The following is a 24,051-nucleotide window of genomic DNA, read 5'->3' as shown; positions in this document are numbered from 1 at the left end:
GGTTACCACCGTTCTGTTCGGCTGCTCGGCGACCATGCTGAGACGCGTGGCCGATCGCTACGGACGAAGGCAGACGGCCGTCGAACGAACGCGGACATTGCCGCGGCCGCTGCTCTGCACATCCCACTCGGTCACCAGCGTCGATGGCGGAGACCCCGGATGGGCACCGGCGAAAGTCACCAGGAGCGTACTTTCCGCGTAGATGACGGTGCCGTAGCCGCTGATCGCCGTGCGGCCGTTCGGACATTGCACGCGTGCCTGCCGATGGAAGCTGCCGGCGGAGAAGATGGACGTCAGGGCTTGGTCCGCCGAGACGGTCACGGTGACCGGCTGCGTCGGGTTCGGCCGTGGCGCCGGCTGAGGGTGGTCGACGACAGGCGGCGCGGGGTTGTCCGGAACCGGGTCGGAGGTCGGCTCGGGCGTCGGGGTGGGATCGGGCGCGGGCCGGACACGGGGGATCACCACCGCCACCGGACTCGACTGGTCCGCGGTGCCGCCGTCGCCCAGCTGACCGTAATCGCCCCGCCCCCAGCAGTAGGTGGTGGCGTCGTTGCCCAGCGCGCACGTGTGGTGTTCGCCGGCCGCGAGCTGGGTGAAGACCACCCCGGCCGGGGCGGCCACCGGCACCGGAACCGGCTGGTTCGCGACGCCGCCGTTGCCGAGCCGGCCGTTTTCGCCCCGGCCCCAGCAGTAGGCGGTGATGTCGCTGCCCAGCGCGCACGTGTGGTCCTCGCCGGTGGTGAGGTGGATGAAGGTCACCCCGGCCGGGGCGGCGACCGGCACCGGAATCGCCGATTGGCTCGTGGGGTCGTTGTTCCCCAGCTGCCCGGAGAACCCGCCGCCCCAGCAGTAGGTGGTGGCGTCGCTGCCCTGCGCACACGTGTGGAAACCGCCGGCGGTGAGCCGGGTGAGACTCACCCCGGGCGGGGCCACGACCGGCACCGGAACCCGCTGGCCCGTGGTGCCGCCGTTGCCCAGCTGTCCGTTGCCGTTGTTGCCCCAGCAGTAGATTTCGGTGTCGCTGCCCAGCGCGCACGTGTGGGTCTCACCGGCGGTGACCTGGGTGAAAGTCACCCCGGCCGGGGTGGTCACCGGCACCGGAGCCGGTTGGTCCGCGGTGCCACCGTTGCCGAGAACACCGTATTCGCCCCGGCCCCAGCAGTAGGTCGCGGTGTCGCTGCCCAGCGCGCACGTGTGGTCGCCGCCGGCGGTGACCTGGGTGAAGCTCACCCCGGGCGGGGCGGCCACCGGCATCGGAGCCGGCCGGCTCGCGGTGTCACCGGTGCCCAGCTGACCCCAGCCGCCCGAGCCCCAGCAGTAGGTCGCGGTGTCGCTGCCCAGCCCGCACGTGTGGGACTCGCCGGCGGTGAGCTGAGTGAGGCTCACCCCGGCCGGGGCCGCCACCGGCGCCGGAGCCGGCTGGCCCGCGCCCCAGCAGTAGGTCGCGGTGTCGCTGCCCAGTCCGCACGTGTGGAATTCGCCGACGGTCACCTGCACGAACTGCACCGGCCTGACGACCGTGAGGGAACGGGACGCGGAAACGAGACCCTTGAGCCTGCCCTGCTCGGCGACGACGGCCCGATAGGTGGAGGACCCCGCGCTGCGCGTCGACGGGTAGTAGACGGCCGTGCCGGTGGTGGCGTTCGTCTTGATCGTGGCTTCGGTCGTCCACCCGCCCGAGGTGTACCGCTGGACCTCGACGCTGCGGGCGACCTTCGGGGAGACGGTGATGGTCGCCGTCGGCTGGGTGTTCACCTCGGTCTGCGCCGCTGACATGGTGAGGGACACCGTCTGCCGGACAACCACGATCTTCCTGGACGCGCTGGCACCGGCGGGGCGGGTGCCGGACTTCGGCGCGTACAGGCGGATGGTTTTCGTCCCCGCCGAGGTGGTGAAGGTGCCGGCGTACGCGCCGGTCCGTGAGGTCGTCCCCGACTCGCGGGTGACCCACTTGCCCGAGCTCGCGACGTACTCCTGGAGGTGGACGGGCCGGCCCGTACCGGCCGGGCGCACCGTGCCCTTGACCGCCACCGCGACGTCCGCGACGCCCGATGAGGGCGCGGACAGCGTCACCGTCGTCCTCGCGACGGCCTGCACGGGCGTGCCGACGGCCGCGGTCACCACCGCGCACATCGCGGACGCCACCAGAAAACGTCTGAACACCGCCGGTCCCTTCGAGAGCACCGACGAGCAGTGTCACCCGGTCCGGCCCGGCTCGCCCGGAGAATTCTGAGAAGTACCGGGGAACCATCCGCATCCCGCCGGCGACTACCGCTGCGACGCCTCGGGACGCCGGTGCGTCGACTGCAACTCCCGGATGCCGGCGCACCCCTTCGCGCGCCGCCGACACCTCGACGAGGACAGCCGATGGCCATCTCCCCCGACGTCACCGAACCGGTCGTTACGCCGCCGGTCCGCACCCCACGACAGCAGTCCGCGTTCGGCGCGCTGCTGCTGCGCCTGCACTTCTACGCCGGCCTCCTGGTCGCCCCGTTCCTGCTGGTCGCCGCCACGACCGGCATCCTCTACGCGTTCGCCCCGCAGATCGAGCGGGCCGTCTACAGCACCGAACTGACCGTCGCCAACCCCGGAACCGCGGCGTTGCCCCTGGCTGAGCAGGTTGCCGCGGCCCGGGCCGCGAACCCTTCCGGAGACCTGCTTTCGGTACGCCCAGGGCACGACGACACCACCACGCAGGTCGACTTCAGCGACCCGGCACTGGACGCCGACCACCAGCACACGGTCTACGTCGACCCGTTCACCGGCACGGTCACCGGCCGGCTCACCACCTGGTGGACCGCCACCCCGCTCACCGAGTGGCTGGACAACCTGCACGCCAACCTGCATCTGGGCGACACCGGAGCGCTCTACTCGGAGCTGGCCGCCAGCTGGCTGTGGGTGATCGCGCTCGGCGGCGTGCTCCTCTGGTGGCGGCGCCTGCGCGGCAACCGCACCGCCCGCCGCCTGCTCGCCCCCGACCTGTCCGCCAAGAAGGGCGTGCGCCGCACCCGCGGCTGGCACGCCGCCACCGGCATGTGGCTCACCGCCGGCCTGCTCTTCCTCTCCGCGACCGGCCTGACCTGGTCGACCCATGCCGGCGAGAACTTCAGCGCGTTCATCGACTCGCTCGGCGCCGGCCGCCCGTCGGTCTCGACCGACCTGACCGGCGCCGCGGCGGCGAGCACCGGCGGCGCTCACCACGGCGGCATGGCGATGGGCGGCTCGGACGCCGCCGCCGTCGACCCGGCCGCGATCACCACCGTGTACCGGAGCGCCCGCGACGCCGGACTGACCGGACCGGTGTCGATCAGCGTCCCGGCCGACGCGAACACCGCTTGGAGCGTCACCGGCAACGACAGCCTCTGGCCGGTCGGCCGGGACAGCGTCGCCGTCGACGCGAACGGCACGATCGTCGAGCGGATCGACTTCGCCGACTGGCCGCTGCTCGCCAAGCTCACCCAGTGGGGCATCTACGCCCACATGGGCAACCTGTTCGGCCTGGCCAACCAGATCGTCCTGGCCGCCCTGGCCCTCGGCCTGATCTGCGTGATCATCTGGGGTTATCGCATGTGGTGGCAGCGCCGCCCGACCCGCGCTGACCGTCGCGCCCTGGCCGGCGCGCCGCCCGCCCGCGGCTCGTGGTGGACCGGGCTGCCGGCCTGGACGATCGCGGCCGGGCTGCCGGCCCTGTTCGCCCTCGGCTGGTTCCTGCCGCTGTTCGGCATCCCGCTGCTGGCCTTCCTGGTCCTGGACTTCCTGATCGGCACCTTCCGCCGCCGCCCCGCGACCCCGGTGTCGCCCGCGCCCGCCGGCAGCTGACCCGGCCGGGCCCCGCGTCGCAACGGCTTGTTCCGGCATGCGACGCGGGCCCGCTCGGCCGCCACGCGTTGCTGCCATACGCTCATCGGCGTGAGCGAAGCCCCACCGCGATGCCGCTGCATCATGTGCCGCGACTACGGCGATCGCGATCAGCAGGACGCGCTCGACGCCCGCGCCATCGACAACATCCGCCGGTACGGCTGGGGCGTCACGATGATTCCCGAGGACGCCCAGGGACCGGGCTGGGCCTACACCATCGGGCTCTGGCACAGCCACGGCACGGCCGAACTCGCCATGTTCGGCCTCGACGTCAACGCGATGAAGGCCTGTCTCAACAACCTCGCGGCGCGGGCCGGCACGCTCGGCGCCGATCAGGTCCACCATGAGGTGATCGAGCGGCACCCGGTGCATCTCAAGCCCATCGACCAGCGCTGGTACCGAGCTTTCTTCGGCCGCGCCATGGGCTTCTACCGCCGCCCGCCGGTGCCGTTCCTCCAGGTCGTCTGGCCGGACCGGGACGGCCACTTCGTCGGGGAGCCCGACGCCGACCCGGCCCTGGAGCACCGCCAACCACAACTCTGGCGACTCCCCGAGGAGCACCCGCAGGGCGTCTGGACGCAGGACCTTTAGCTCCGCGACGATCTCGGCCCGCGTCCCCCCGCCGGCCGGGCCGTCGACGTCGCCGCCGTTGTCGGGACGGCACCCGGTAATGTCTCAAAAGATCAACCACGGGTCAGGAGAGCACATGTCCGTACAAAATGTCACCTTCCCCAGCAACGGCGGACAGGCGCACGGTTACCTTCAGCTCCCCGAGGCGGGCACCGGTCCGGGCGTGATCGTCATCCAGGAGTGGTGGGGCCTCACCGACCACATCGCCGACATCACCCGGCGTCTGGCCGCCGAGGGTTTCGTCGCGCTCGCCCCCGACCTGTACGGCGGTGCGACCACCCACGACGCCGCCGAGGCCCAGCAGCTGATGACCGAGATGCCCGCCGACCGCGCGGCCAAGGACCTCGCCGGCGCGGTCGACTTCCTGCTCGCCCAGGAGGCGGTCACCAGCAGCACGGTCGGCGTGATCGGCTTCTGCATGGGCGGCGGTTTCGTCCTCCAGCTCGCCGCCGACCGCCCGGAGCAGGTCTCGGCCGCCGTCCCGTTCTACGGCTTCCCGCAGAACCCCGACGAAGTCGCGTCCCGCATCCGCGGCGCGGTGCAGGGCCATTACGCGACCAAGGACCGGATCCCGCTGGACGCCGTCCGCGACCTGTTCGGCCGGCTGAAGAATGCGGAGCTGCACGTCTACGAGGCCGGCCACGCCTTCCTCAACGACGAGAACCTGATCGGCACCCACGACCCGGAGGCCGCGAAGCTGGCCTGGTCCCGGGCCGTCGCCTTCCTGCACGAGCACGTCGGGAGCTGACCGCCGGCTCGGCCACTCGCCGAGGATGGACACGCCCGCCCCGGCGGGCGTGTCCATCACACGTAATCACACTGCGGGTTCGGCCTCGACGTCGCGTCGATGATGTCGTTGAGCCGGTCCCGGGCCAGCGTCAGCTCGGCGATCTGCGTGTCGATCCGGTCCCGCTCGGCCACCAGCAGTTTCCGCGACTCCGGCGTGCTGACCTTGGCGTCCACGCACGGCAGGAGCTCCGCGATCGTCTTGCTGGACAGCCCCGCGCCGTACAGCTGCTGGATCAGCCGCACCCGGCCGACCGCCGAGTCCCGGTAGAGCCGCTGCCCGCTCTCACTACGCGTCGAGGCCAGCAGTCCCTGCTCCTCGTAATACCGCAGCGCCCGCACGCTCACCTGCGCCTTGGTGGCCAGATCCCCGATCCGCACAGTGATCCACCTCGCAACACTTGCCTCTGACGTCAACGTGAGGTCTTAGCGTAGCGGTATGCAGATCAACGGAGCAAAAGCACTCGTAACCGGCGCCAACCGCGGCCTCGGCAAGGCCTTCGCCGAGGCTCTCCTCGCTCGCGGCGCCAGTACGGTCTACGCCACCGCCCGCCGGCCCGACCTGATCGACGTCCCCGGCGTCGTCCCGCTGCGGCTGGACATCACCGACCCGGCCTCCATCGCGGCCGCGGCGGCGCAGGTGGGCGACCTCGACATCCTCGTCAACAACGCCGGCATCTCGACGAACGCCCCGCTGCTGGGTCCCGACACGGACAACATCCGCCGTGAGTTCGACACCAACTTCTGGGGCACGCTCAATGTCACCCGCGCCTTCGCCCCGCGGCTCGCCGGTGGCGCCATCCTCAACGTCATCTCGGCACTGAGCTGGTACGTCTTCGCCCCGTCCAGCAACGGCTACGCCGCCTCCAAGGCCGCGGAGTGGTCCCTGACCAACGGCATCCGGCTGGAGCTGGCCGACCAGAAGACGCAGGTCACCGCCCTGGCCCTGGCCATCGCCGACACCGACATGATGGCCGGCTACGACATTCCCAAACTGCCGCCGATCCAGGTGGTCACCGCGGCCCTGGACGGCCTGGAAGCGGGCAAGCTGGAAGTGATCGCCGACGCGCCCACCGCCAACGTCAAGGCCGCCCTCTCCGGAGATCCCGCGCTCTTCTACGCCGACATCCCCGCCGCCCTCTTCGGCTGACGCGCCGGCCTCCATCTAGGAGACGGACCTCAGCAGCGCCTTCGTCATCGCTTCGACAAATCGGTCGCGGCAGGCGGGGGCGACGCGGTCCAGGGACAGGTACGGATTGAGGTCCTCCAGTTCCACGAGCAGCAGAGCGCCCTCGCGAGTCCGGCAGGCGTCCACCCGCTGGATGCCGTGAGTGATGTCGTTCCAGTCGATGAAGCGCCGCGCGAAGGCCAGGTCGGCCTCGTCGGGCTCGTACGGTTCGACGTCCCAGCGCCGGTCCGGCCGGGGCGCGTGCAGGGCGTACTGGAAATCGTGGTCGACGTAGTAGAAGGACACCTCGTACTCGAAGTCGATGAACGGCTGGACCAGCAGGTCCGTGTAGTCGAGCCCGGGCAGCTCGGCCCGGTCGACGATCAGCAGACCGGCCGAGTCCGCGCCGAACTTCGGCTTCGTCACGTACCTGCTGGTCTCCGGCAGCCGCCCGGCGTCCGCGAGCCGGTCGACGGTGGGGATCACCGGGTACCCGCCGGCGAACAGGTCGATCAGGTACTGCTTGCCGGCCATGTCCCCCTTGCCGGTCAGCTCGGTGTAGACCCGCGCACCCGTCGCGGCGGCGGCCGCGCGGAACGCGTCGTACTCGGCCCGGTAGTTGAGCACCGGACCGCTGTTGCGCACGACCACCAGATCGAAATCGGCCATCAGGGCGCGGGCGTCCAGCGGGTGACAGACCGCCAGGTCGAACCGCGCGCGCAGCCGGGAGGTCAGGTAGATGTCCTCGTCGCAGTACCGGCGTCCACGGGCGTCGTAGGCCAGGTCGCTGACGTAGAGCACGCGCGGCCGAGCAGGAGTCACCGCCTGATCCTCACACAGCGCTCACCGGTCCGGCGGTGCGGTTGCCGCCCGGCGGGTCGCGGGCGCAGGCTGCCAGACATGACTGATCTGATCGGCGGCGCCGGGCACGTGCTCGACCCGGCCGCCATCCGCGCGTTCGTGCTGGCCCGCCTGGCGGCCGAGGACCTCGACGGGCGCCGGGTGTGTGTGATCGTTCCGGACGCCACCCGCAGCTGCCCGCTGCCGCTGCTGCTGAGCGCGGTGCACGAGGCGCTGCACGGACGGGCGGCGGCGGTGACCGTGCTGATCGCGCTGGGCACGCACGCTCCGATGTCCGCGGCGCAGCTGGCGAAGCACCTGGGCGGGCCGTATCCGGGGTTCGAGATCCGCAACCACGAGTGGTGGCTGCCCGAGACGCTGGTGTCGCTCGGGCGGATCTCCGCCGACCGGGTGGCGGAGCTGTCCGAGGGGCGGATGAAACAGCCGATCGACGTCACACTGAACCGCGCGGTGGTCGAGCATGACGTCTGCCTGGTGGTCGGGCCGGTCTTCCCGCACGAGGTGGTCGGCTTCTCCGGCGGGAACAAGTACTTCTTCCCCGGCATCGCCGGCCAGGAGATCATCGACTTCTCGCACTGGCTCGGGGCACTGATCAGCAGCGCCGAGATCATCGGGACCCGCGGGATCACCCCGGTCCGGGCGCTGATCGACGAGGCGGCGGGGATGATCCCGTCGCGGCGTCTCGCGCTGTGCCTGGTGGTCAAGTCGGGGTCCGGGGACCTGCACGCGATGTCGTTCGGTGAGCCGGAGGCGGCGTGGGCGGCGTGCGCGGATGTCTCCGCGCGGACCCACGTCGAGTATTTGGACGCGCCGGTACGCCGGGTCCTGTCCATCATCCCCGCGAAGTACGACGACATGTGGACCGGGGCGAAGGGGTTCTACAAGGTGGAGCCGATCGTCGCCGACGGCGGGCAGGTGATCATCTACGCGCCGCACATCACGCGCATCTCCGCGATGCACCCGGAGATCGAGCAGATCGGGTATCACTGCCGGGACTACTTCGTGAAGCAGTGGGACCGGTTCCAGGACCAGCACTGGGGGTGCTCGCGCACTCCACGCACCTGCGCGGGGCCGGGACCTGGGATCCGGTCGGCGGCGAGCGGCCGCGGGTCACCGTCACCCTGGCCACCGGCATTCCCGAGCCGGTGGTCCGGGCGGCGAACCTCGACTACCTCGATCCGGCGACCATCGACCTGGAGGCGCTGGCCGCGGACTCCTTCGTGGTCTCCCAGGCCGGCGAGGTCCTGTTCCGCCTGCGGTGACCGGTCGAGCGCTTGCGACGGCTGTCGTCCTGCGATGAGCTGTAGCCCGCCGGTGAAGGGAGAACACGATGGACGGCATGACGGTCGACGAGGTGGTGACCGAGCTCGGCAAGCTGCTGACCGGAATCGATCGCCTCGCGGTGGCGTTCTCGGGCGGTGTCGACTCCTCGCTGCTGCTCGCCCTGGCGACCCAGGCGCTCGGCCCGGACCGGGTGCTCGCCGTGCTCGGGGTGTCCGCGAGCCTGCCGGAGGCCGAACGCGCCGCCGCGCACCGGGTGGCCCGGCACATCGGCGTGCCGGTGGTCGAGGTGGTCACGCACGAGGGCGAGCGGTCCGAGTACCGGCGCAACGGCCCGGACCGGTGCTACCACTGCAAGGACGAGCTATTCACCCGCATCGGCGACGACCTGGCCGCGCACCGGGTGAGCGCCGTGGCCTACGGGGAGAACGCCGACGACGCCCGCCGGCCGGACCGTCCCGGTTCGCGGGCCGCGACCGAGCATCGCGTGCTGCGGCCACTGGCCGATCTCGGGCTCGGCAAGGCCGACGTCCGGCGGCTCGCCCGCGCGTGTGCCCTGCCGGTCGCCGACAAACCCGCCGCGCCCTGCCTGGCATCCCGGATCCCGCATTTCGTCGAGGTGACCCCGCGACGGCTGGCGCAGATCGAGCGGGCCGAGGCGGCCCTGCGCGAGCTGGGCTTCACAGACTTTCGCGTACGCCACCACGGCGACGTCGCCCGGATCGAACTGCTCCCGGAGGAACTGCCGCGCGCGGTCAGTTCACCGGTCCGCGAGGCGGTGCACGCCGCGATGCTGGACGCCGGGTTCCGGTTCGCCGCGTTCGACGCCGCCGGCATCCAGTCCGGCGCGTTCACCCTGCCGCTGGTCGAGGCACGCGCGTGACCGACCAGTTCCCGTACGCCGACCTCGACCTGGGCCGGGCGGCCCGCCGCGGCTATCCGGAGGCGGTGTTCTGCGCCGGCAAGACGCCCGCGCAGGTCGCCGGAATCGCCGCGACGGTGCGTTCCCGCCCGGACGTGACCACCCTGTTCACCCGGGCCGGCGCCGAGCACGCCGCCGCGGTCCGGACCGAACTGCCGGACGCGCACCACGACGCCGGCGCCGGACTGCTGGCCTGGCCGCCAGACCCGCCCGCGCCGACCGGCGGTCTCGTCGTGGTCGCCGCCGCCGGCACTTCGGACCTGCCCGTCGCCCGCGAAGCCGAGCTGACCGCCCGCTACCTGGGTCGCCGGACGCAGCTGATCGCCGACGTGGGAGTGGCCGGGCTGCACCGCATCCTCGGCCACCTGGATCTGCTGCGGCGCGCCCGCGTCGTGGTGGTCGCGGCCGGGATGGACGGTGCGCTGCCCAGCGTGGTCGCCGGGCTGATCGAGGCACCGGTCGTGGCCCTGCCGACGTCGGTGGGTTACGGGGCCGCGTTCGGTGGCCTGGCCCCGCTGCTGTCGATGCTGAACGCGTGCGCCCCGGGCGTGGCGGTGGTCAACATCGACAACGGTTACGGCGCCGGCCATCTGGCCGCCCAGATCGCAGCCGTGCCGGCATGAGCCAGACCGACGCAAACAGCCGAGCCGACGCGAGCAGCCAGACCGACGCGAGCAGCCAGACCGACGCGAGCGGCCGGGCCGACGTGGACGACCGAGCCGACGCGAACAGCCAGACCGACGCGAACGACCGAGCCGACGCGAACAGCCAGACCGACGCGAATGACCGAGCCGACGCGAACGACCACGCCGAAGCGAACGACCGAGCCGACGCGAGCAGCCGGACCGACGCGAGCAGCCACGCAGGCATGAGCAGCCACGCCGATGTGAGCGGCCGGCATGCCTGGATCGATGCGTCGGCTGGGGTCGCCGGTGACATGCTGCTCGGTGCGCTGCTGGACGCCGGGGCCGACCTGACCGCGGTGCAGGCCGCCGTTGACGCGGTGGTGCCGGGCTCGGTCCTGATCACCACCGGCGAGGTCACCCGGGCCGGGCTGCGCGCCCGTAAGGCGCACGTGCGGGTTCAGGCCGACGACCCGCCGCACCGCACCTGGGCGTCGATCCGCACGATGCTTGACGACGCCGGCCTGCCGGTGTCCGTTCGTGATCAGGCGAGCGCGGTGTTCGCCCGGCTCGCCGCAGCGGAGGCCCGGGTGCACGGCGTAGCCGCCGAGGACGTGCACTTCCATGAGGTCGGCGCCCTCGACGCGATCGCCGACGTGGTGGGAGTCTGCGCCGCCCTGCACGACCTGGGAATCACCTCGGTCTCGGCGAGCCCGGTGGCCGTCGGTTCCGGCCACACCCGGGGCGCGCACGGCCGGCTCCCGGTCCCGGTCCCGGCCGTCACCGAACTCGCGCTCGGCTGGACGGTGCTCGCGGGCGGCCCCGGCGAGCTGGCCACCCCGACCGGCATGGCGCTGATCCGGAGCCTGGCCGCCACCTGCGAGGATCTGCCACCGACGACGCTCCACGCGGTCGGGGTCGGCGCGGGTGGGCGCGACCGGCCGGACCGCGCCAACGTCGTCCGGGTACTGATCGGCGCCGCCCGGGCCACGACCACCCAGGACGCCCTGCTGCTGGAGGCAAACGTCGACGACCTCGACCCGCGGCTGTGGCCGGGCGTGCTGACCGGCCTCCTGGAGCTCGGCGCCGACGATGCCTGGCTGGTACCGATCCTGATGAAGAAGGGCCGCCCGGCACACACCCTGAGCGTGCTGTGCGCCCCGGACCGCGCCCCAGCGCTGCGCACGTTCGTCTTCGAGCACACCAGCACACTGGGCGTCCGGGAGTCCCCGCGGCGCAAGACCCCGCTCGACCGCCAATTCGTGCCGGTCACCGTTGACGGCGTCCGGGTCAGTTTCAAGATCGGCTGCCACGAGGGCAGGATCGTGCAGGTCATGCCCGAGTTCGAGGAGGTCGCGGCCCTGGCCCGCCGTCTCGGCCGCCCGGAGCGGGTGGTGCTTCAGGAGGCGCTGTCGGCCGCAGCCGCCGCCGGCCTGGTGCCCGGCCGCCGCAAGCCGACGAACTGAGCCCGACCACCCCAAGCCGACGAACCGCACGGGCCAGCGAGATCCGCCGGCCAAGTCCGGTGGCGTGGAGTCTGAGGTGGCCGGTCAGGTTCCCAGGGGCTCGCCGGATGCCGTCGTCAGGCCGGCGGTCCTCGGCCCGATCAGGCCCCGCAGGGCCAGCTGTGGTTGTCGGGCTGGCGTCCACGGCCCTGTCCCGGGCTCGGATAGGGCCACCAGAGCCAGCTGCGATCGTCGGGCTGGCGCCCACCGCCCTGTACCCGGCACGGATAGGGCCACCAGGGCCAGCTGCGATCGACGGGCTGGCACCCACGGCCCTGTACCAGGCTCGGATAGGGCCACCAGGGCCAGCTGCGATCGTCGGGCTGGCGCCCACGGCCCCGTACCGGGCCCGGATAGGGCCACCAGAGCCAGCTGCGGTTGTCGGGCTGGCGCCCACGGCCCTGTCCCGGGCTCGGATAGGGCCACCAGGGCCAGCTGGAGAGTGGTCGGCGGACCGGAAACCCTCGACAGTCCGCAGGGGCTGTGGCGACGGGCTGGTCAGCGACGCGGAGATTCCGCCGGGGGCGACAGCTGAGATCGTCTTCCCGGACGGCCGGCGGATCGCGGCAGGCACCGGCCGCCATCGCGGGTGGCAGCGTCCGCGTCCCTCACGTGATCGTCGCCCGGGCGGGCCGGCTCGCGGGCAGGAAGATCGTCAGGGCGCGGCCGGCCAGGTCGGTGATCACCCACGGGTGGCTGACGAAGGTCGGCTGCTGACGTGTGCCTCCGCTGTGGAGGACCGCATAACGTCGTCGCGCGCCGCGATAGTCGAGCCAGTAGATGACGACGGGTTCGCGCCGGTCGTTGACGAACTGGATCTCGGTGCTGCGATCGTCGGCGAGTGACTTCACCTGTCCCTCTCGCTGAGCGGGGACGACGACGACCCGCGGAGCACCGGCCGGGGAGGGCCGGGTGCCGGCGGTCGGTGACGAGGACGTGTGAGGCGACTGCTCCGACCGGCGGGTGGTGGCCGAGGACGCGGGGGCCGTGCCGGCGGGACTCCGGTCCACTCCGGCCGGAGCGGGGAGTGCGGCATCGGCGCGAGACGCGGTCGAACGGGTGCCCGGCCGCACCAGCACCGCCGAGGTCAGGGCGACGGCGAGGCTGATGCTGCCCGCGGCGAACAGTCGCCGTCGCGACACCCGGAGAGTCCGGCGCCCGTGCCTGGCCGGCCGGCATTCACCTCGCGGCTCCCGGGCGGAGACCGGTTCGCGGTGAGCGGGGGCGGCCGGATCGGCCCGGTGCCGCGCCACGGCGTCTGGCGTCGTGTCGGGCAGGTCGGGCAGGTCGGGCAACCATCGGCCGATACGCAGGCCGGGCTCAGGCACTGAATCGTCGACGGGAGTCACGACGCGTACTCGAACAATGGGAACCTCGGGCCGGTGTCTCGGGGGAAGGGACTTCGCATTAAGGCACACGAATGACGACACCGTCAACGCCGGATAATGGATTGTCACCGCCTGAGCAGAAGGGGCTTCAACGTACCTTTTAATCGATTCAATCCGACGCCGGCTGACCGCATTCCTGGCCGCGAAACAATGCTTGATGTTGCGGCGCTTGCGCCGGCGACGTCCTTGATCCGAAGCGGGATGCACCACGTATGCCCTGTCGAAATCCCTGGTGCAGGCACCGCCCAGGGACCTGACGACCATTCCGCATACGAGCTGGGAGCCGCCACGGTGAAGCTGAGGAGTGACAATGGCAACAGCGACAAAGAAAAGAAAGCTTCATTTAGTGAGTGGCATTTTCGGCACGCGGTCTTCAGCCCTTCGACCTCACGCCGGCGCAGTTACGACGGCGACGAGGTCGACGCATTCCTGACCGTGGCGGAGGCGGAGTTCGCGCGCTTGCAGGCGGAGAACCGGAGGATGCGCGAGCAGCTGCACGAGCCCGTTCCCACGGTCGGGGATCTCGAGGAACAGCTCGCACGGCTCACCGTGGAGCTGACGCGAAGCGAGCAGCACACTCGTGAGGTCCGGCTGGCGCTGGACCACGCCACAGCAGCGGCGGCGCCGGCAACCGGGCCGTTCGTCACCATGGCGCAGCGATTCGCCGACTCTTACATCCGCGACGCCGAGCGGGACGCGCAAGCGCTGCTGAGCACGGCCCGCGGCACAGCGGAGAAGATCGTCAGCGAGGCGCACCTGCTGGCCTCGACCATCGACAGCGACGCCCGCGCACGCCATCACCAGGCGATCGGCAGGCTCTCCGGTGAGCGAGCCGCCACGCTGGAGGAGATCGCGCGACTCAGCGGACGGGTGGACGCCCTCCGCCATGCGCTGCACGAGCAGATGTCGCGGAAGGTCCCCCGGATCATCACCGCTCCGGGCAGCGTGGAGCACCTGCCGGACTGAGGCGCGGCGGCACGACAGTCCACAGAGGATTTCTTCGTGCGCGAAGTAATGGCAATAAACCTACGAGATACTTGACTTGACAAATTGTTTTCCGCCGCGTTCACTCCCTTCACCACACGATCTTGAACGTTCGCACACCTTTCAACACGATCCCCCCGTACGCGGACTCGCGTCGCGCACCAGCGCCGGCGCGCGCTGCGTCGTTCGTCAGGAGTCATCAGCAATGCCGGAGACCAGGGGTCCCGAAAGACCAGGCCGGCCGCTGCTGGTGCTCGCCGCGACGTCCGTGTTCGGCGTGCTGGGTTACGCCACCATGGCGACGGTGCTGCTGACCGACTCGCGGTCCCTACCCAACCCGCCGGCTCCCCCGCTGACCTGGGCACTGCCGGTGGTATCGGCACCGGTGTCGATCGAGCCGGCGCCCAGCACCACTCCCCTCGCTTCCCGGCCGCGACTGACCGCGCCTCGAACGAACCAGGCCGGGGCCGGCACGCACCACGGATCCCCGACCCGCCACGCCGTCGCCCCCACCCGGAGTTCCGCGACGCCCGCGCCTCAGGGCACACCCATCGGCCTCGCCATCGGCACCACGGTCGGGCTCGGCCTGCCGGCCATGCCCGGATACCGGCTCCGGCATCGGGATTTCGTCGCCCGCGTCGACGCCATCACGGCGGCGAGCAGCCTGACGGACCGGATGGACACCAGGTTCGTCGTCAGGGCGGGACGGGCGGACCCCGGCTGCGTGTCGTTCGAGTCGGACAACTTCCCGGGCTTCTTCCTGCGGCACCGCGACTTCGCACTGCGCCTGGACCAGGCTTCCGGAACGGCTCTTTTCGATCGGGATGCCACCTTCTGCCCGGTGGCGGTGAACGGCGGAACAGCACTGCGGTCGGTCAACTACCCCGACCGTTACCTGGTGGTGGCCGCCGGCCGCATCCGGCTCGAGCAAACCCCGGTTCAGCAAGCGACCGTGTTCCAGGTGCTTGCCCCGCTGTGAGATCCAGACCCGCGTTGCGGGCGAGAGAAACGGGAACCCACGTGCCCCTCACCCCATCGGACGTCCGTGACATGGCGTTCCGCCGGCCTCCGCTGGGCAAGCGCGGCTACGACGAGACTCAGGTCGATGACTTCCTGGACGCGATCCAGCAGACCTTCACCGAACTGGCCATGCAGAACAAGAGCCTGCGGCGACAGCTGCGGTACGCCAGCGGCACCCTGGAGCCGCGCCTCGCCGCCCTCACCCGGCGGCTGCGCAGTCTGGAGAGCGAGCACGCGGCGGCGGAGCAGCACGCCCGGCACCTTCGGATCGAGTTGGACCGCGCCCGGGCGGAGCTGGTCCCCCACCCGGCCGCGGAGGCCGCCGGGATGGCCGCGATGGCCCGGCGCACCGCGGACGAACACCTGCGCGACGCCGAGCGTGCGGCCGAGGAACTGATGACCGCGGCCCGCGCCGAAGCGGACCGGCTGACCAGCGAGGCGGCGATCAAGGCATCGACCATCGACAGCGACGCCCGCCACCGGCACCGGGAGGCGATGAACAGCCTCGCCGCCTTGCGTGCCGCCACGCTGGAGGACATCGATCGCCTGGAGGCGGCCGCGGCGACGCTCAAGAAGAAGCTGTACGACCAGGTCAGCCAGCGGCTGCTCGGCCTGCTCCAGCCGCCTGGCCCGGCCCGTTCGTGAGGTGACAAAACATCGATGAGCCGTGATGATGGGAGCGCTCCCGAACTGACCCCGCGATCCGGCTCTCCCCCGCGCTCCCAGCGTGAGCCGGCGCTCGCGCCCGAGAACCACGGAGGACCATCGATGAGCTCGCGACCAAGAAAGGCCCGGTTCGCACTGCTGGCCGCCGCCCTGGCCGTCACCGGAGCGGCGTACGGCGTGACCTCGGCGTCGGCCGAAGTCACCACCCAGCTGACCGCCGCTCAGCTGGTGACCGACATGGGCGCCGGCTGGAATCTCGGCAACCAGCTGGAGGCGAGCAACAACGGCATCCCCAGCGAGACGGCCTGGGGCAACCCGGTCATCACGCAGGCATTGATCAACAAGGTGAAGGCGTCGGGCTTCAAGACGATCCGGATCCCGGTCTCCTACCTCGGCAAGATCGGAGCCGGCCCGAACTACACGGTGGACGCCGCCTGGCTGAACCGGATCCAGGAGGTCGTGAACTACGCGTACAACCAGGGCCTGTACGTCGTGGTCAACATGCACGGCGACGGCTACAAGTCCGTCGGCGGCTCCTGGCTGATCTGCGACGCGGCCGACCAGACCACCGTCAAGGCGAAGTATCAGAAGGTGTGGCAGCAGGTCGCGACCAAGTTCGCGAACTACAACGACCACCTCATCCTCGAGTCGATGAACGAGGAGTTCGACGGCCAGTACGGCAACCCGACCCAGCCGTGTTACTCGAACATCAACGCCTACAACCAGATCTTCGTCGACACCGTACGCCAGACCGGCGGCACCAACGCCTCCCGCTGGCTGCTCGTCCCCGGCTGGAACACCAACATCGACTACACCGTCGGCAACTACGGGTTCACGCTGCCGACCGACCGGTATCGAGCGTCGTCGGTCCCCAGCACCGAACAGCGAATCATGATCTCCGTCCACTACTACGACCCGTGGGACTTCACCGGCCAGGAGGACGGCGCCGTCACCCAGTGGGGCCCGAACGCGACCAACGCCGCGAAGAAGTCGACCTGGGGACAGGAGGACTACCTGGACGGCCAGCTGAAGAAGGTCCGCGACACCTTCATCGCACGCGGATACCCGGTCCTCGTCGGTGAGTACGGCTCGATCGACAAGACGGCGTACGACTCGGCCAGCAACAGGTACCGCGCGGACTACGCCCGCGCCCTGGTGTCCGCCGCGAAGAAGTACGGCGCGGCCACCGCGTACTGGGACAACGGCTACAACGGCCAGCACGGTTTCGGCCTGTTCGACCGCGGCTCCGCCACGGTGACCCAGCAGGGCATCATCGACGCCATCATGACCGCTGCCGGCGGCAGCCAGCCGTCCAGCTCACCGACGACGTCACCGTCCACCTCGCCGTCCGCGTCACCCTCCACGTCCCCGTCGACCGGTCCCGGCGGCACCGCGAGCTGCCGGGTGACCAGTGCGGTCAACGCGTGGAACACCGGGCTGACCACGACCGTCACCATCACCAACACCGGCGCCACCGCCGTCAACGGCTGGACGCTGACCTTCACCCTGGCATCCGGGCAGAGCATCGTCTCGGGCTGGAACGCCACCTACTCACCGGCCGGCGGCAGGGTCACCGCGACCAACGTCAGCTACAACGGCACCCTCGCGCCGGGTGGCTCGGCCGGCATCGGATACCAGGCGAGCCACACCGGCAACGCGGCCGCCCCGACCGGCTTCACACTCAACGGCGCCGCTTGCAGCTGACCTGGGTCAGCTCGTCCCGGGGGACCCGGAACTCGACCTCGGTGTGCTGGGTCCCCCAACCGGCCGGCCGGGCCGCCTCCTCCAGGCGCCCGGGCCGGAACCGTCCGCGTCGGAGCCGGATCGATGAGCGGCTTGCCGGCGAGCGACCGGGCAGGTGCGCGGTCACCGGGTCGGCGTAACCGGCATGCTGTTCTCTTCCGATGTTCGCGGCGTGCGGTATAGCGTTCGCAAAACGCACCGTCACACCCCGCACGATCCCGCGGCGGCTGCCGGGCGGTGCCCCGAGGGGGTCGTCATGACGCCCACACCAGCGCTGGTGCCCGTCGAGCGGGCCGTGTTGCGCTCGATCGACCCGGGCGAGGTGCACGAGATACAGCGTCGGCGCTACGTCGAATACCGGTCCCGCGTGGTGAACGGCGCCGACAGGTTCGTGTTCCGATCCCAGTCGGCAAGCGCCGGGCTGCTGACCGTCGATCAGATCACCTATGCCGCGACCATGGCCAACGTGGCGGAACCGTTCACGACCATGCTGATCGTCAGCGTGCTGGACGGCCGGTTCGACGTGACCGCCGGGCGCCGGCATGCCCGCGTGGTCCGCGGTGACTCCCTGCTCTACCCGGCCCACGTCAGGTTGCGGCTGCTGATGGACCGGATGACCTTCCAGGTGGCCCGGTTCCCGATCGCGGCGGTGAGCCGGGGCGCCGAACGCGCCGGTGTGCCGGCACCGGACTTGCGGTTCGAGGCGATGACGGCCGTGTCGCCGGCCGCCGGCCGGCAGTGGCTGGCCACCGTCGCCTACCTCACCCGGCTGCTGTCCGGCCCGCAGATCACGGTGCCTGCGCTGCTGCTGGCCGCGGCGATGGACACCGCGGCGGCCGCGGCGCTGAGCGTGTTCCCGAACACCACCATGACCCTGGACTACACGCCCGGCCCCGGCCAGGCACCACCCGCCGTGGTACGCCGGGCGATCGCCTACATCGACGCGCACGCCGCCCGGCCGATCACCGTCGAGGACATCGCCACGGCCGCCGGCATCGGCGTCCGCGGCCTGCAGGCCGCGTTCGCCCGCCACCGCGACACCACCCCCACCGGCTACCTGCGCCAGGTACGCCTCGAGCACGCCCACCACGACCTGCAAGCCGCCGACCCCACCCGCGGCGACACCGTCACCACCATCGCCCGCAAATGGGGCTTTACCACCCCCAGCCGATTCGCCACCACCTACCACACCGCCTACGGCAGCCGCCCAGCCACACGCTACGCGCTTGAACAGGGGTGCCCATGGTGCACACGGACGTGTATGAGACCCGCGACGCCGAGGCCGCCGAACAGGTGCTCACGAACCTCTACGCCCGCATGTGGCTGAACGTGAGCGGCCCCGCGGTCTCCCTGCGCATCGTCACGACCGGCCTCGATCCTCAGGTCATGCTGGGCCGGTTGACCTTCGGGATGCGGTTCACCGCGCAGGGCATCCCCCTCGGGACCATCCCGATCGGGCGGGTGCGCGCGGGCACCGCCTCCTGGACCACCGGCGAGCCGGGGTCCACCACCGGGCCCGGCGACGTGCTGGTCGCCATGCCACCCGACCGCGACTGGCGCAGCACCCTCGACGGCCTCGACATGGAGCTCGCCTACCTGGACCCGGCCCTGCTCGCCCAGGTCGCCGACGGCCCGCCGCGCAGCGGGCCGGCCCTGCGATTCACCGACTGCCGGCCGGTGCCCCCGGCCGCCGCGCGCCGCTGGACCGACACCCACGACTACGTCACGAGGACGGTCGCGGACCTGCCCCCGGACACGGTGCCGCTGCTCACCGGCAGCCTGGCCCGGCTGCTGGCCGCCACCGCCCTGACCGTCTTCCCCAACAACGTGCTCACCGACCCGACCATCGAGGACCGGCACGACGCCCACCCCGCGACCCTGCGCCGCGCGGTCGCGTTCATCGACGACAACTGCCACCGCGACCTCAGCGCCGCCGACATCGCCGCGGCCTGTCACGTCACGATCCGCACCGTGCAGCTGGCATTCCGCCGCCATCTGGACACCACCCCGATGGCCTACCTGCGACGCGTCCGGCTGGCCGCCGCCCACCAAGACCTCCGTAACGCCCAGCCCGGCACCACCACCGTCAGCGCGATCGCCGCGACCCGGGGCTTCCACGACCACAGCCGCTTCGCCGCCACCTACCGCGCCGCTTACGGCGTCACCCCTTCCCACACCCTGCGACGCGACTGACCGCACCCACGACTCCGACGTGGCCGCGCTGCTGGCGCGTGCTGATCGCGTACCGGAAACCGAAGTTGATTTGCGGTCTTTCGCCGAACGGCTCGACGCGCGGGTGCGGCGGGCGCCGGAGGCGGCTTGAGGAGATCGAAGAACAAGAAGCAGACCCGATTTCGGTACGCCCGGAGTCGCTCGCCTACGTCATGTACACCTCCGGGTCCACCGGTATGCCGAAGGGCGTGCGGATCCCCCATCGGCCTGCCGGAGCGGCCCGTGCCGGTGGCGGAGCTGCGCGCGTTCCTCCAGGACCGGCTGCCCGTCCATATGGCGCCGGACACGTTCGTCCGCCTCGACGCGATGCCCCTGCTGCCGAACGGCAAGATGAACCGCCGGGCGCTGCTGGAAAACCGCGGCGACGTGCAGCGAACCGGCTCCGATCGCGGCCCGCAGCCCGATGCGCCGCAGCGGGGTGCCCGAGGACATGGCCGGCGCCGTGGCCTTCCCGGTCAGCGGCCTGTCCCGCTTCATGACCGGCACCCACCTGCCGGTCGACGGCGGCTTCACCACGTTGTAGAGGTTCACCGCATGCGTCCCAAGCTCCTGGTCATCGACAACTACGACTCCTTCACCTTCAACCTCGTGCAGATGTTCCAGGTCCACGACCTGGAGATCTCGGTGGTCCGGGCCGACCAGATCCCGGTCGGCGACGTCGCGCCCGAGCGGCCCGACTACGTGCTGATCAGCCCCGGGCCCAAGAGCCCGGGCGCGGCCGGGATCTCGACCGAGCTGATCCGCCGCTACCACGGGACGTTCCCGATCCTGGGCGTCTGCCTGGGCATGCAGTGCATCAACGAGGCGTTCGGCGGGCGTACCGTGCACGCGCCGGTCCCGATGCACGGCAAGACGAGCCCGGTGTACCACGACGGGTCGGGGCTGTTCGCGGGGGTTCCCGCGCCGGTCACGGTGGCGCGCTACCACTCGCTGGCCATCACCGGGATCAGCGGCGACCTGCGGGTCACCGCCCGCTCGGACGACGGCGTGGTGATGGGCGTCCAGCACCTCCGGCACCCGCTGTTCGGCGTCCAGTTCCACCCCGAGAGCTTCCTCACCGAGCATGGAGCCACGATGATCGACAATTTCCTGCGTACCGGGCCGCTGTCGTGAGGCGGGTGACCGGGGTGCACACCGAGGCCGTCGAGCTGACCGAGCCGTTCGTCGACGTGGTGCGCCGTTTCGCCCACGAGGCGGGGACGGTGGCGCTGCTCAGCGGGGGGACGCTCGACTGCGCGCGGTTCCATCTGCTGGGCGTACGTCCATGGTTGTCGCTGAGCGGGCAGCGGACCCGGACCACGGTCACCGACGGCGGCCGGCGGTTCGACCTGGAGGAGGATCCGTTCACCGCGCTGCAACGGGTGCTGCGGCAGGGCGCGACGCCGCTGGGCGGCGGGCTGTTCGGTTACCTCGCGTACGACTTGAAGGACTGCCTGGAGCAGCTGCCGGGAACGAGCGTCGACGACCTCGGGCTGCCCCTGATGCACCTGGTGGCTCCGACGATCATCCTCGTCCAGGACCGGGTCACCGGGACGACGACGCTCCGTGCGATGCAGGTGGACGGCGAGGACACCCCGGTGGCGTGGTTCAAGCAGGCGCTGCGTGCTCCGGCGGCACCCCGCGAGTGGGAGCCGGAGGCCACCGGCCAGGCGGTGTCGGCCTTCTCCCGCGACGAGTACCTGTCCGCCGTCGCGGCGATCCGGCGGTACATCGTCGAGGGTGACGTCTACCAGGTGAACATGTCGCAGCGTTTCCGGGCGCCGTTCGCCGGTGATCCGTTCGACTGCTTCGCCAGCATGTTCGCGGAGAACCCGGCGCCGTTCTTCGCCTACGTCAACGCGGGCGACCACCAGATCGTCTCGACCTCCCCGGAACGATTCCTCGAGCTCCGGAACGGCACGGTGGAGACCCGGCCGATCAAGGGCACCCGGCCCCGCGGGCGGACCCCGGCCGAGGACGACGCGCTGCGGACCGAGCTGCGGGAGAGCACCAAGGAGGACGCCGAGCTGTCGATGATCGTCGACCTGCTCCGCAACGACATCGGCAAGGTGTGCCGGCCCGGCTCGGTACGCGTGCTCGACCACAAGCGTCTGGAGACGTACCAGAACGTCCACCACCTCGTGTCGACCGTGACCGGGTCGCTCGCGCCGGGGCGGGATGCCGTCGATCTGCTCCGGGCGGCCTTCCCCGGCGGCTCGATCACCGGCTGCCCCAAGATCCGGGCGATGGAGGTGATCGACGAGCTGGAACCGGTCCGCCGGCACGTCTACACCGGCAGCATCGGCTACCTCGGGTTCGACGGCTCGATGGACCTGTCGATCGCGATCCGGACGGCGACGTTCACCGGCGGCGCCGCGGTCTTCTCCGTGGGCGGCGGCATCGTGTACGACTCGGACGCCGCGAGCGAGTACGAGGAGACGCTGCACAAGGGGCGCACGCTGCTGAACGCCCTGCACGCGGAGAACCCGGTGGGCGCGTTCCAGGCCGGTCAGCCCGCGGACCACCTGCTGACCGCGGCGCGGTGCGGGTAACGGTCGGTCAGGGGCCACGGCCGCTGCGACGCCGCGGGTACGCCGAGGGTGTCCAGCCGGTGCAGGATCACGCCCTCGCGCAGCGCCCAGGGGCAGATGTGCAGCTCGCTGACGTCCAGCGCCCGCATCGCGGCCCCGGCCACCAGCGCGCCCGCCACCAGCTGGTGGGCGCGGCCGGGGCTGACCCCGTCGAGGGCGGCCAGGTCGGGCGAGGCCATCCGGCTGATGAAGCCGAACAGCTGACGCAGCCCGGCCTCGGTGAGCACGCGCCGCGGGCGCGTCCCGGTGCCGGACGGGCTGGTGTCGGCGAGCCGGGCCAGCGAACGGAACGTCTTCGACGTGCCCACGGCCAGGTCGTGCGGCCCGGCCTCGCCCAATTGGCGGGCGATCGGTGCGAGGGCCTCGTCGAGGTCGGCGGCGAGCGCCTCGACGTCGCGGCGCGCGGGTGGGTCGCCGGGCAGCCGCTGCCGGGTGAGCCGCCCGGCGCCGAGCGGCAGCGACAGCGCCACGTCAGGATCCTCGTCGCGGCCGGCCGCCAGCTCCAGGGAACCGCCGCCGATGTCGAGCACCAGCAGCCGGCCGGCCGACCAGCCGTGCCAGCGGCGGACGGCGAGGAACGTGTACCGGGCCTCGTCCTCGCCGGAGAGCACCTCCAGGTCGATGCCGGTCTCGGTGCGCACCCGGGTCAGCACGGCCGCCGCGTTGGTCGCGTCGCGCAGCGCCGAGGTCGCGAAGGCGAGCAACTCCTCGCAGCCGGCGATCGTCGCGGCCGCTTTCGCCCGCTTCACCGCTCGCACCAGCCGGTCGGCTCCCGCGGTGGTCAGCCGCCCCGCCTCCAGGTGCTCGGCGAGCCGCAACTGCGTCTTCTCCGAGCACATCGGATCGGGGTGGCCGCCGCGGTGCGCGTCGACGACCAGCAGATGCACGGTGTTCGATCCGACATCCAGCACACCGAGCCGCATGTCTCGACGTTAACGCCCTGGCCGGGAAGGGCCACCCGGGCGCGGGCCGGTTCATCGACCGTTCAGTCAACGTTCGTTCCCCGCCCATGATCCCCGCGGGGCCGTCGGCTGATCGGGGTACTGGACGAAGCATGCGGGGATACGTACTGGTCGGCGGATGGCCGGGGTCCGGGAAGACGACGCTGGCCCGGGCCCTGGCACCGGAGCTGGGCTTCGCTTACCTGTCCAAGGACGAGGTGAAGGAAGCCCTGATGGACGCTCTCGGCACGCCGGCGAGCGTCCAGGAGTCCCGGGCGCTGGGCACGGCAGCGGTGCATGCGGTGCTGCGGACCGCGCGCGGCTGTCCGGCCGCTGTCATCGACAGCACCTGGTTTCCGTACGCGGTGCCGCTCGTGCTCGCCCTGCCCGGTCCGTTCGTCGAGGTCCGCTGCGTCCTGCCGGTCGACGTCGCCCGGCGCCGGTACCGCAGCCGGGTCCGGGACGGGCGGCATCTGGACCGGGCCCGGACGGCGGACGAGTTGTGGGGCCGGGAGGTCGCGCCGCTGGGCGTCGGCCCGCTCGTACAGGTCGGCACCGACCACGCGGTGGACGTCGCCGACGTTGCCGCGGCGGTCCGCGCCGCGCTCGGCTGAGCGGTCGGACAGGATGTCCGTGGCGCGGACCATCGACCGGGTTTCCATCAGCGGCATGAGGATCTCCGGTTACATGGCCTGCATGCCGTGCCGCACCGACAAGGTGGCCATCATGGACGTCTACCCGAAGGACCTGGGTCGCGGGGTGAAGCGGCTGTTCGCCTCGGGCAATTGCCCGACCTGCGGCGATCTGGTGGAGGCGCGGGTCGACACCCTGGCGGCCGTCGCCCCGGCCGAGTAGGCCCTCCGCGCACGGCCG

The 24,051-nt window shown here is 71.4% G+C and carries 23 protein-coding genes and 2 pseudogenes; 20 read left to right on the top strand and 5 right to left on the bottom strand.

Translation table 11 applies throughout. The features are described 5' to 3' along the window. Window positions 1–57: 57 nt before the first annotated feature. Window positions 58–2,163 carry an RCC1 domain-containing protein gene (locus tag Aiant_RS40730; protein WP_189329981.1) on the bottom strand — a complete coding sequence of 702 codons (2,106 nt, stop codon included), beginning with the start codon at window positions 2,161–2,163 and terminating at the stop codon, window positions 58–60. 204 nt (window positions 2,164–2,367) lie between these two features. On the opposite strand from Aiant_RS40730, the gene Aiant_RS40725 reads away from it, so the two are divergent. The 3 genes from Aiant_RS40725 (at window position 2,368) to Aiant_RS40715 (ending at window position 5,236) form a co-directional block, all read left to right on the top strand. After that, window positions 2,368–3,819: a PepSY-associated TM helix domain-containing protein gene (locus Aiant_RS40725; protein ID WP_189329980.1), complete on the top strand. Its 1,452-nt coding sequence runs from the start codon at window positions 2,368–2,370 to the stop codon at window positions 3,817–3,819. A gap of 90 nt (window positions 3,820–3,909) precedes the next feature. Beyond that, window positions 3,910–4,449 carry a DUF4262 domain-containing protein gene (locus Aiant_RS46785; RefSeq protein ID WP_212846735.1) on the top strand — a complete coding sequence of 180 codons (540 nt, stop codon included), beginning with the start codon at window positions 3,910–3,912 and terminating at the stop codon, window positions 4,447–4,449. A 115-nt stretch (window positions 4,450–4,564) separates the two neighbouring features. After that, window positions 4,565–5,236 (top strand): dienelactone hydrolase family protein, encoded by a 672-nt coding sequence (locus Aiant_RS40715; protein ID WP_189329979.1) that lies wholly within the window; start codon window positions 4,565–4,567, stop codon window positions 5,234–5,236. 56 nt (window positions 5,237–5,292) lie between these two features. On the opposite strand, the gene Aiant_RS40710 is transcribed toward Aiant_RS40715, so the two are convergent. Then, window positions 5,293–5,655 carry a MerR family transcriptional regulator gene (locus Aiant_RS40710; protein ID WP_189329978.1) on the bottom strand — a complete coding sequence of 121 codons (363 nt, stop codon included), beginning with the start codon at window positions 5,653–5,655 and terminating at the stop codon, window positions 5,293–5,295. Between the two features lie 58 nt (window positions 5,656–5,713). On the opposite strand from Aiant_RS40710, the gene Aiant_RS40705 reads away from it, so the two are divergent. Then, on the top strand, window positions 5,714–6,424 hold the full coding sequence (locus Aiant_RS40705; protein WP_189329977.1) for an SDR family oxidoreductase: 711 nt from the start codon (window positions 5,714–5,716) through the stop codon (window positions 6,422–6,424). A gap of 15 nt (window positions 6,425–6,439) precedes the next feature. On the opposite strand, the gene Aiant_RS40700 is transcribed toward Aiant_RS40705, so the two are convergent. After that, the gene (locus Aiant_RS40700) at window positions 6,440–7,264 is read right to left on the bottom strand and encodes an ATP-grasp domain-containing protein (RefSeq protein ID WP_189329976.1); all 825 of its coding nucleotides are present in this window, start codon (window positions 7,262–7,264) and stop codon (window positions 6,440–6,442) included. 78 nt (window positions 7,265–7,342) lie between these two features. Here Aiant_RS40700 and Aiant_RS46265 point away from each other — a divergent pair. The 5 genes and pseudogenes from Aiant_RS46265 to larC form a co-directional block, all read left to right on the top strand. Beyond that, a pseudogene (locus tag Aiant_RS46265) lies at window positions 7,343–7,834 on the top strand (lactate racemase domain-containing protein); the annotation flags it as partial. 509 nt (window positions 7,835–8,343) lie between these two features. Further along, window positions 8,344–8,565: a hypothetical protein gene (locus tag Aiant_RS46260; RefSeq protein WP_245006638.1), complete on the top strand. Its 222-nt coding sequence runs from the start codon at window positions 8,344–8,346 to the stop codon at window positions 8,563–8,565. A gap of 68 nt (window positions 8,566–8,633) precedes the next feature. Beyond that, window positions 8,634–9,467 (top strand): ATP-dependent sacrificial sulfur transferase LarE, encoded by an 834-nt coding sequence (larE, locus tag Aiant_RS40690; protein ID WP_189329974.1) that lies wholly within the window; start codon window positions 8,634–8,636, stop codon window positions 9,465–9,467. Then, window positions 9,464–10,129 carry a nickel pincer cofactor biosynthesis protein LarB gene (larB, locus tag Aiant_RS40685; RefSeq protein WP_189329973.1) on the top strand — a complete coding sequence of 222 codons (666 nt, stop codon included), beginning with the start codon at window positions 9,464–9,466 and terminating at the stop codon, window positions 10,127–10,129. Before larE ends, larB begins: the two co-directional genes overlap by 4 nt. Continuing rightward, window positions 10,126–11,595: a nickel pincer cofactor biosynthesis protein LarC gene (gene larC / locus Aiant_RS40680; protein WP_229829960.1), complete on the top strand. Its 1,470-nt coding sequence runs from the start codon at window positions 10,126–10,128 to the stop codon at window positions 11,593–11,595. The genes larB and larC overlap by 4 nt, the downstream gene beginning before the upstream one ends. A 647-nt stretch (window positions 11,596–12,242) precedes the next feature. Here the strand turns inward: larC and Aiant_RS40675 are convergent. Next, complete coding sequence (locus Aiant_RS40675; protein ID WP_189329972.1) at window positions 12,243–12,776, bottom strand: VHL beta domain-containing protein; 534 nt, start codon at window positions 12,774–12,776, stop codon at window positions 12,243–12,245. Between the two features lie 537 nt (window positions 12,777–13,313). Between Aiant_RS40675 and Aiant_RS40670 the strand changes: the two genes are divergently transcribed. From Aiant_RS40670 to pabB, 9 genes are all read left to right on the top strand, one after another. Continuing rightward, window positions 13,314–13,988 (top strand): DivIVA domain-containing protein, encoded by a 675-nt coding sequence (locus Aiant_RS40670; RefSeq protein ID WP_189329971.1) that lies wholly within the window; start codon window positions 13,314–13,316, stop codon window positions 13,986–13,988. A 223-nt stretch (window positions 13,989–14,211) separates the two neighbouring features. Next, entirely contained in the window at window positions 14,212–14,985 is a 774-nt protein-coding gene (locus Aiant_RS40665) for an AbfB domain-containing protein (RefSeq protein ID WP_212846733.1), read from the top strand. A 71-nt stretch (window positions 14,986–15,056) separates the two neighbouring features. Further along, window positions 15,057–15,671 (top strand): DivIVA domain-containing protein, encoded by a 615-nt coding sequence (locus tag Aiant_RS40660; protein WP_189329970.1) that lies wholly within the window; start codon window positions 15,057–15,059, stop codon window positions 15,669–15,671. Between the two features lie 123 nt (window positions 15,672–15,794). Next, the gene (locus tag Aiant_RS40655; RefSeq protein ID WP_189329969.1) at window positions 15,795–17,396 is read left to right on the top strand and encodes a cellulase family glycosylhydrolase; all 1,602 of its coding nucleotides are present in this window, start codon (window positions 15,795–15,797) and stop codon (window positions 17,394–17,396) included. 295 nt (window positions 17,397–17,691) lie between these two features. Then, on the top strand, window positions 17,692–18,762 hold the full coding sequence (locus Aiant_RS46780) for an AraC family transcriptional regulator (RefSeq protein ID WP_189329968.1): 1,071 nt from the start codon (window positions 17,692–17,694) through the stop codon (window positions 18,760–18,762). After that, entirely contained in the window at window positions 18,693–19,628 is a 936-nt protein-coding gene (locus Aiant_RS40645; protein ID WP_189329967.1) for a helix-turn-helix transcriptional regulator, read from the top strand. Before Aiant_RS46780 ends, Aiant_RS40645 begins: the two co-directional genes overlap by 70 nt. 442 nt (window positions 19,629–20,070) lie before the next feature. Next, window positions 20,071–20,190, top strand: coding sequence for an SDR family oxidoreductase (locus Aiant_RS46250; RefSeq protein WP_229829958.1), 120 nt, complete (start codon window positions 20,071–20,073; stop codon window positions 20,188–20,190). Between the two features lie 11 nt (window positions 20,191–20,201). Then, a complete protein-coding gene (locus Aiant_RS40635) occupies window positions 20,202–20,780 on the top strand; it encodes an anthranilate synthase component II (RefSeq protein WP_189329966.1) in 579 nt (192 codons plus the stop codon). A 5-nt stretch (window positions 20,781–20,785) separates the two neighbouring features. After that, the gene (gene pabB / locus Aiant_RS40630; protein ID WP_212846732.1) at window positions 20,786–22,198 is read left to right on the top strand and encodes an aminodeoxychorismate synthase component I; all 1,413 of its coding nucleotides are present in this window, start codon (window positions 20,786–20,788) and stop codon (window positions 22,196–22,198) included. A gap of 44 nt (window positions 22,199–22,242) precedes the next feature. Here pabB and Aiant_RS40625 read toward each other — a convergent pair. Then, a pseudogene (locus Aiant_RS40625) lies at window positions 22,243–23,160 on the bottom strand (Ppx/GppA family phosphatase); the annotation flags it as partial. Between the two features lie 131 nt (window positions 23,161–23,291). Between Aiant_RS40625 and Aiant_RS40620 the strand changes: the two are divergent. Next, window positions 23,292–23,792 carry a P-loop nucleotide/nucleoside kinase family protein gene (locus Aiant_RS40620; protein ID WP_189329963.1) on the top strand — a complete coding sequence of 167 codons (501 nt, stop codon included), beginning with the start codon at window positions 23,292–23,294 and terminating at the stop codon, window positions 23,790–23,792. 55 nt (window positions 23,793–23,847) lie between these two features. Beyond that, window positions 23,848–24,033, top strand: a complete 186-nt coding sequence (locus Aiant_RS40615; RefSeq protein ID WP_189329962.1) for a hypothetical protein — start codon at window positions 23,848–23,850, stop codon at window positions 24,031–24,033. Window positions 24,034–24,051 lie beyond the last annotated feature (18 nt).

The organism is Actinoplanes ianthinogenes, assembly GCF_018324205.1.
GTDB classification, from domain to species: domain Bacteria; phylum Actinomycetota; class Actinomycetes; order Mycobacteriales; family Micromonosporaceae; genus Actinoplanes; species Actinoplanes ianthinogenes.
This window is presented reverse-complemented; position numbering and strand designations above follow the sequence as displayed.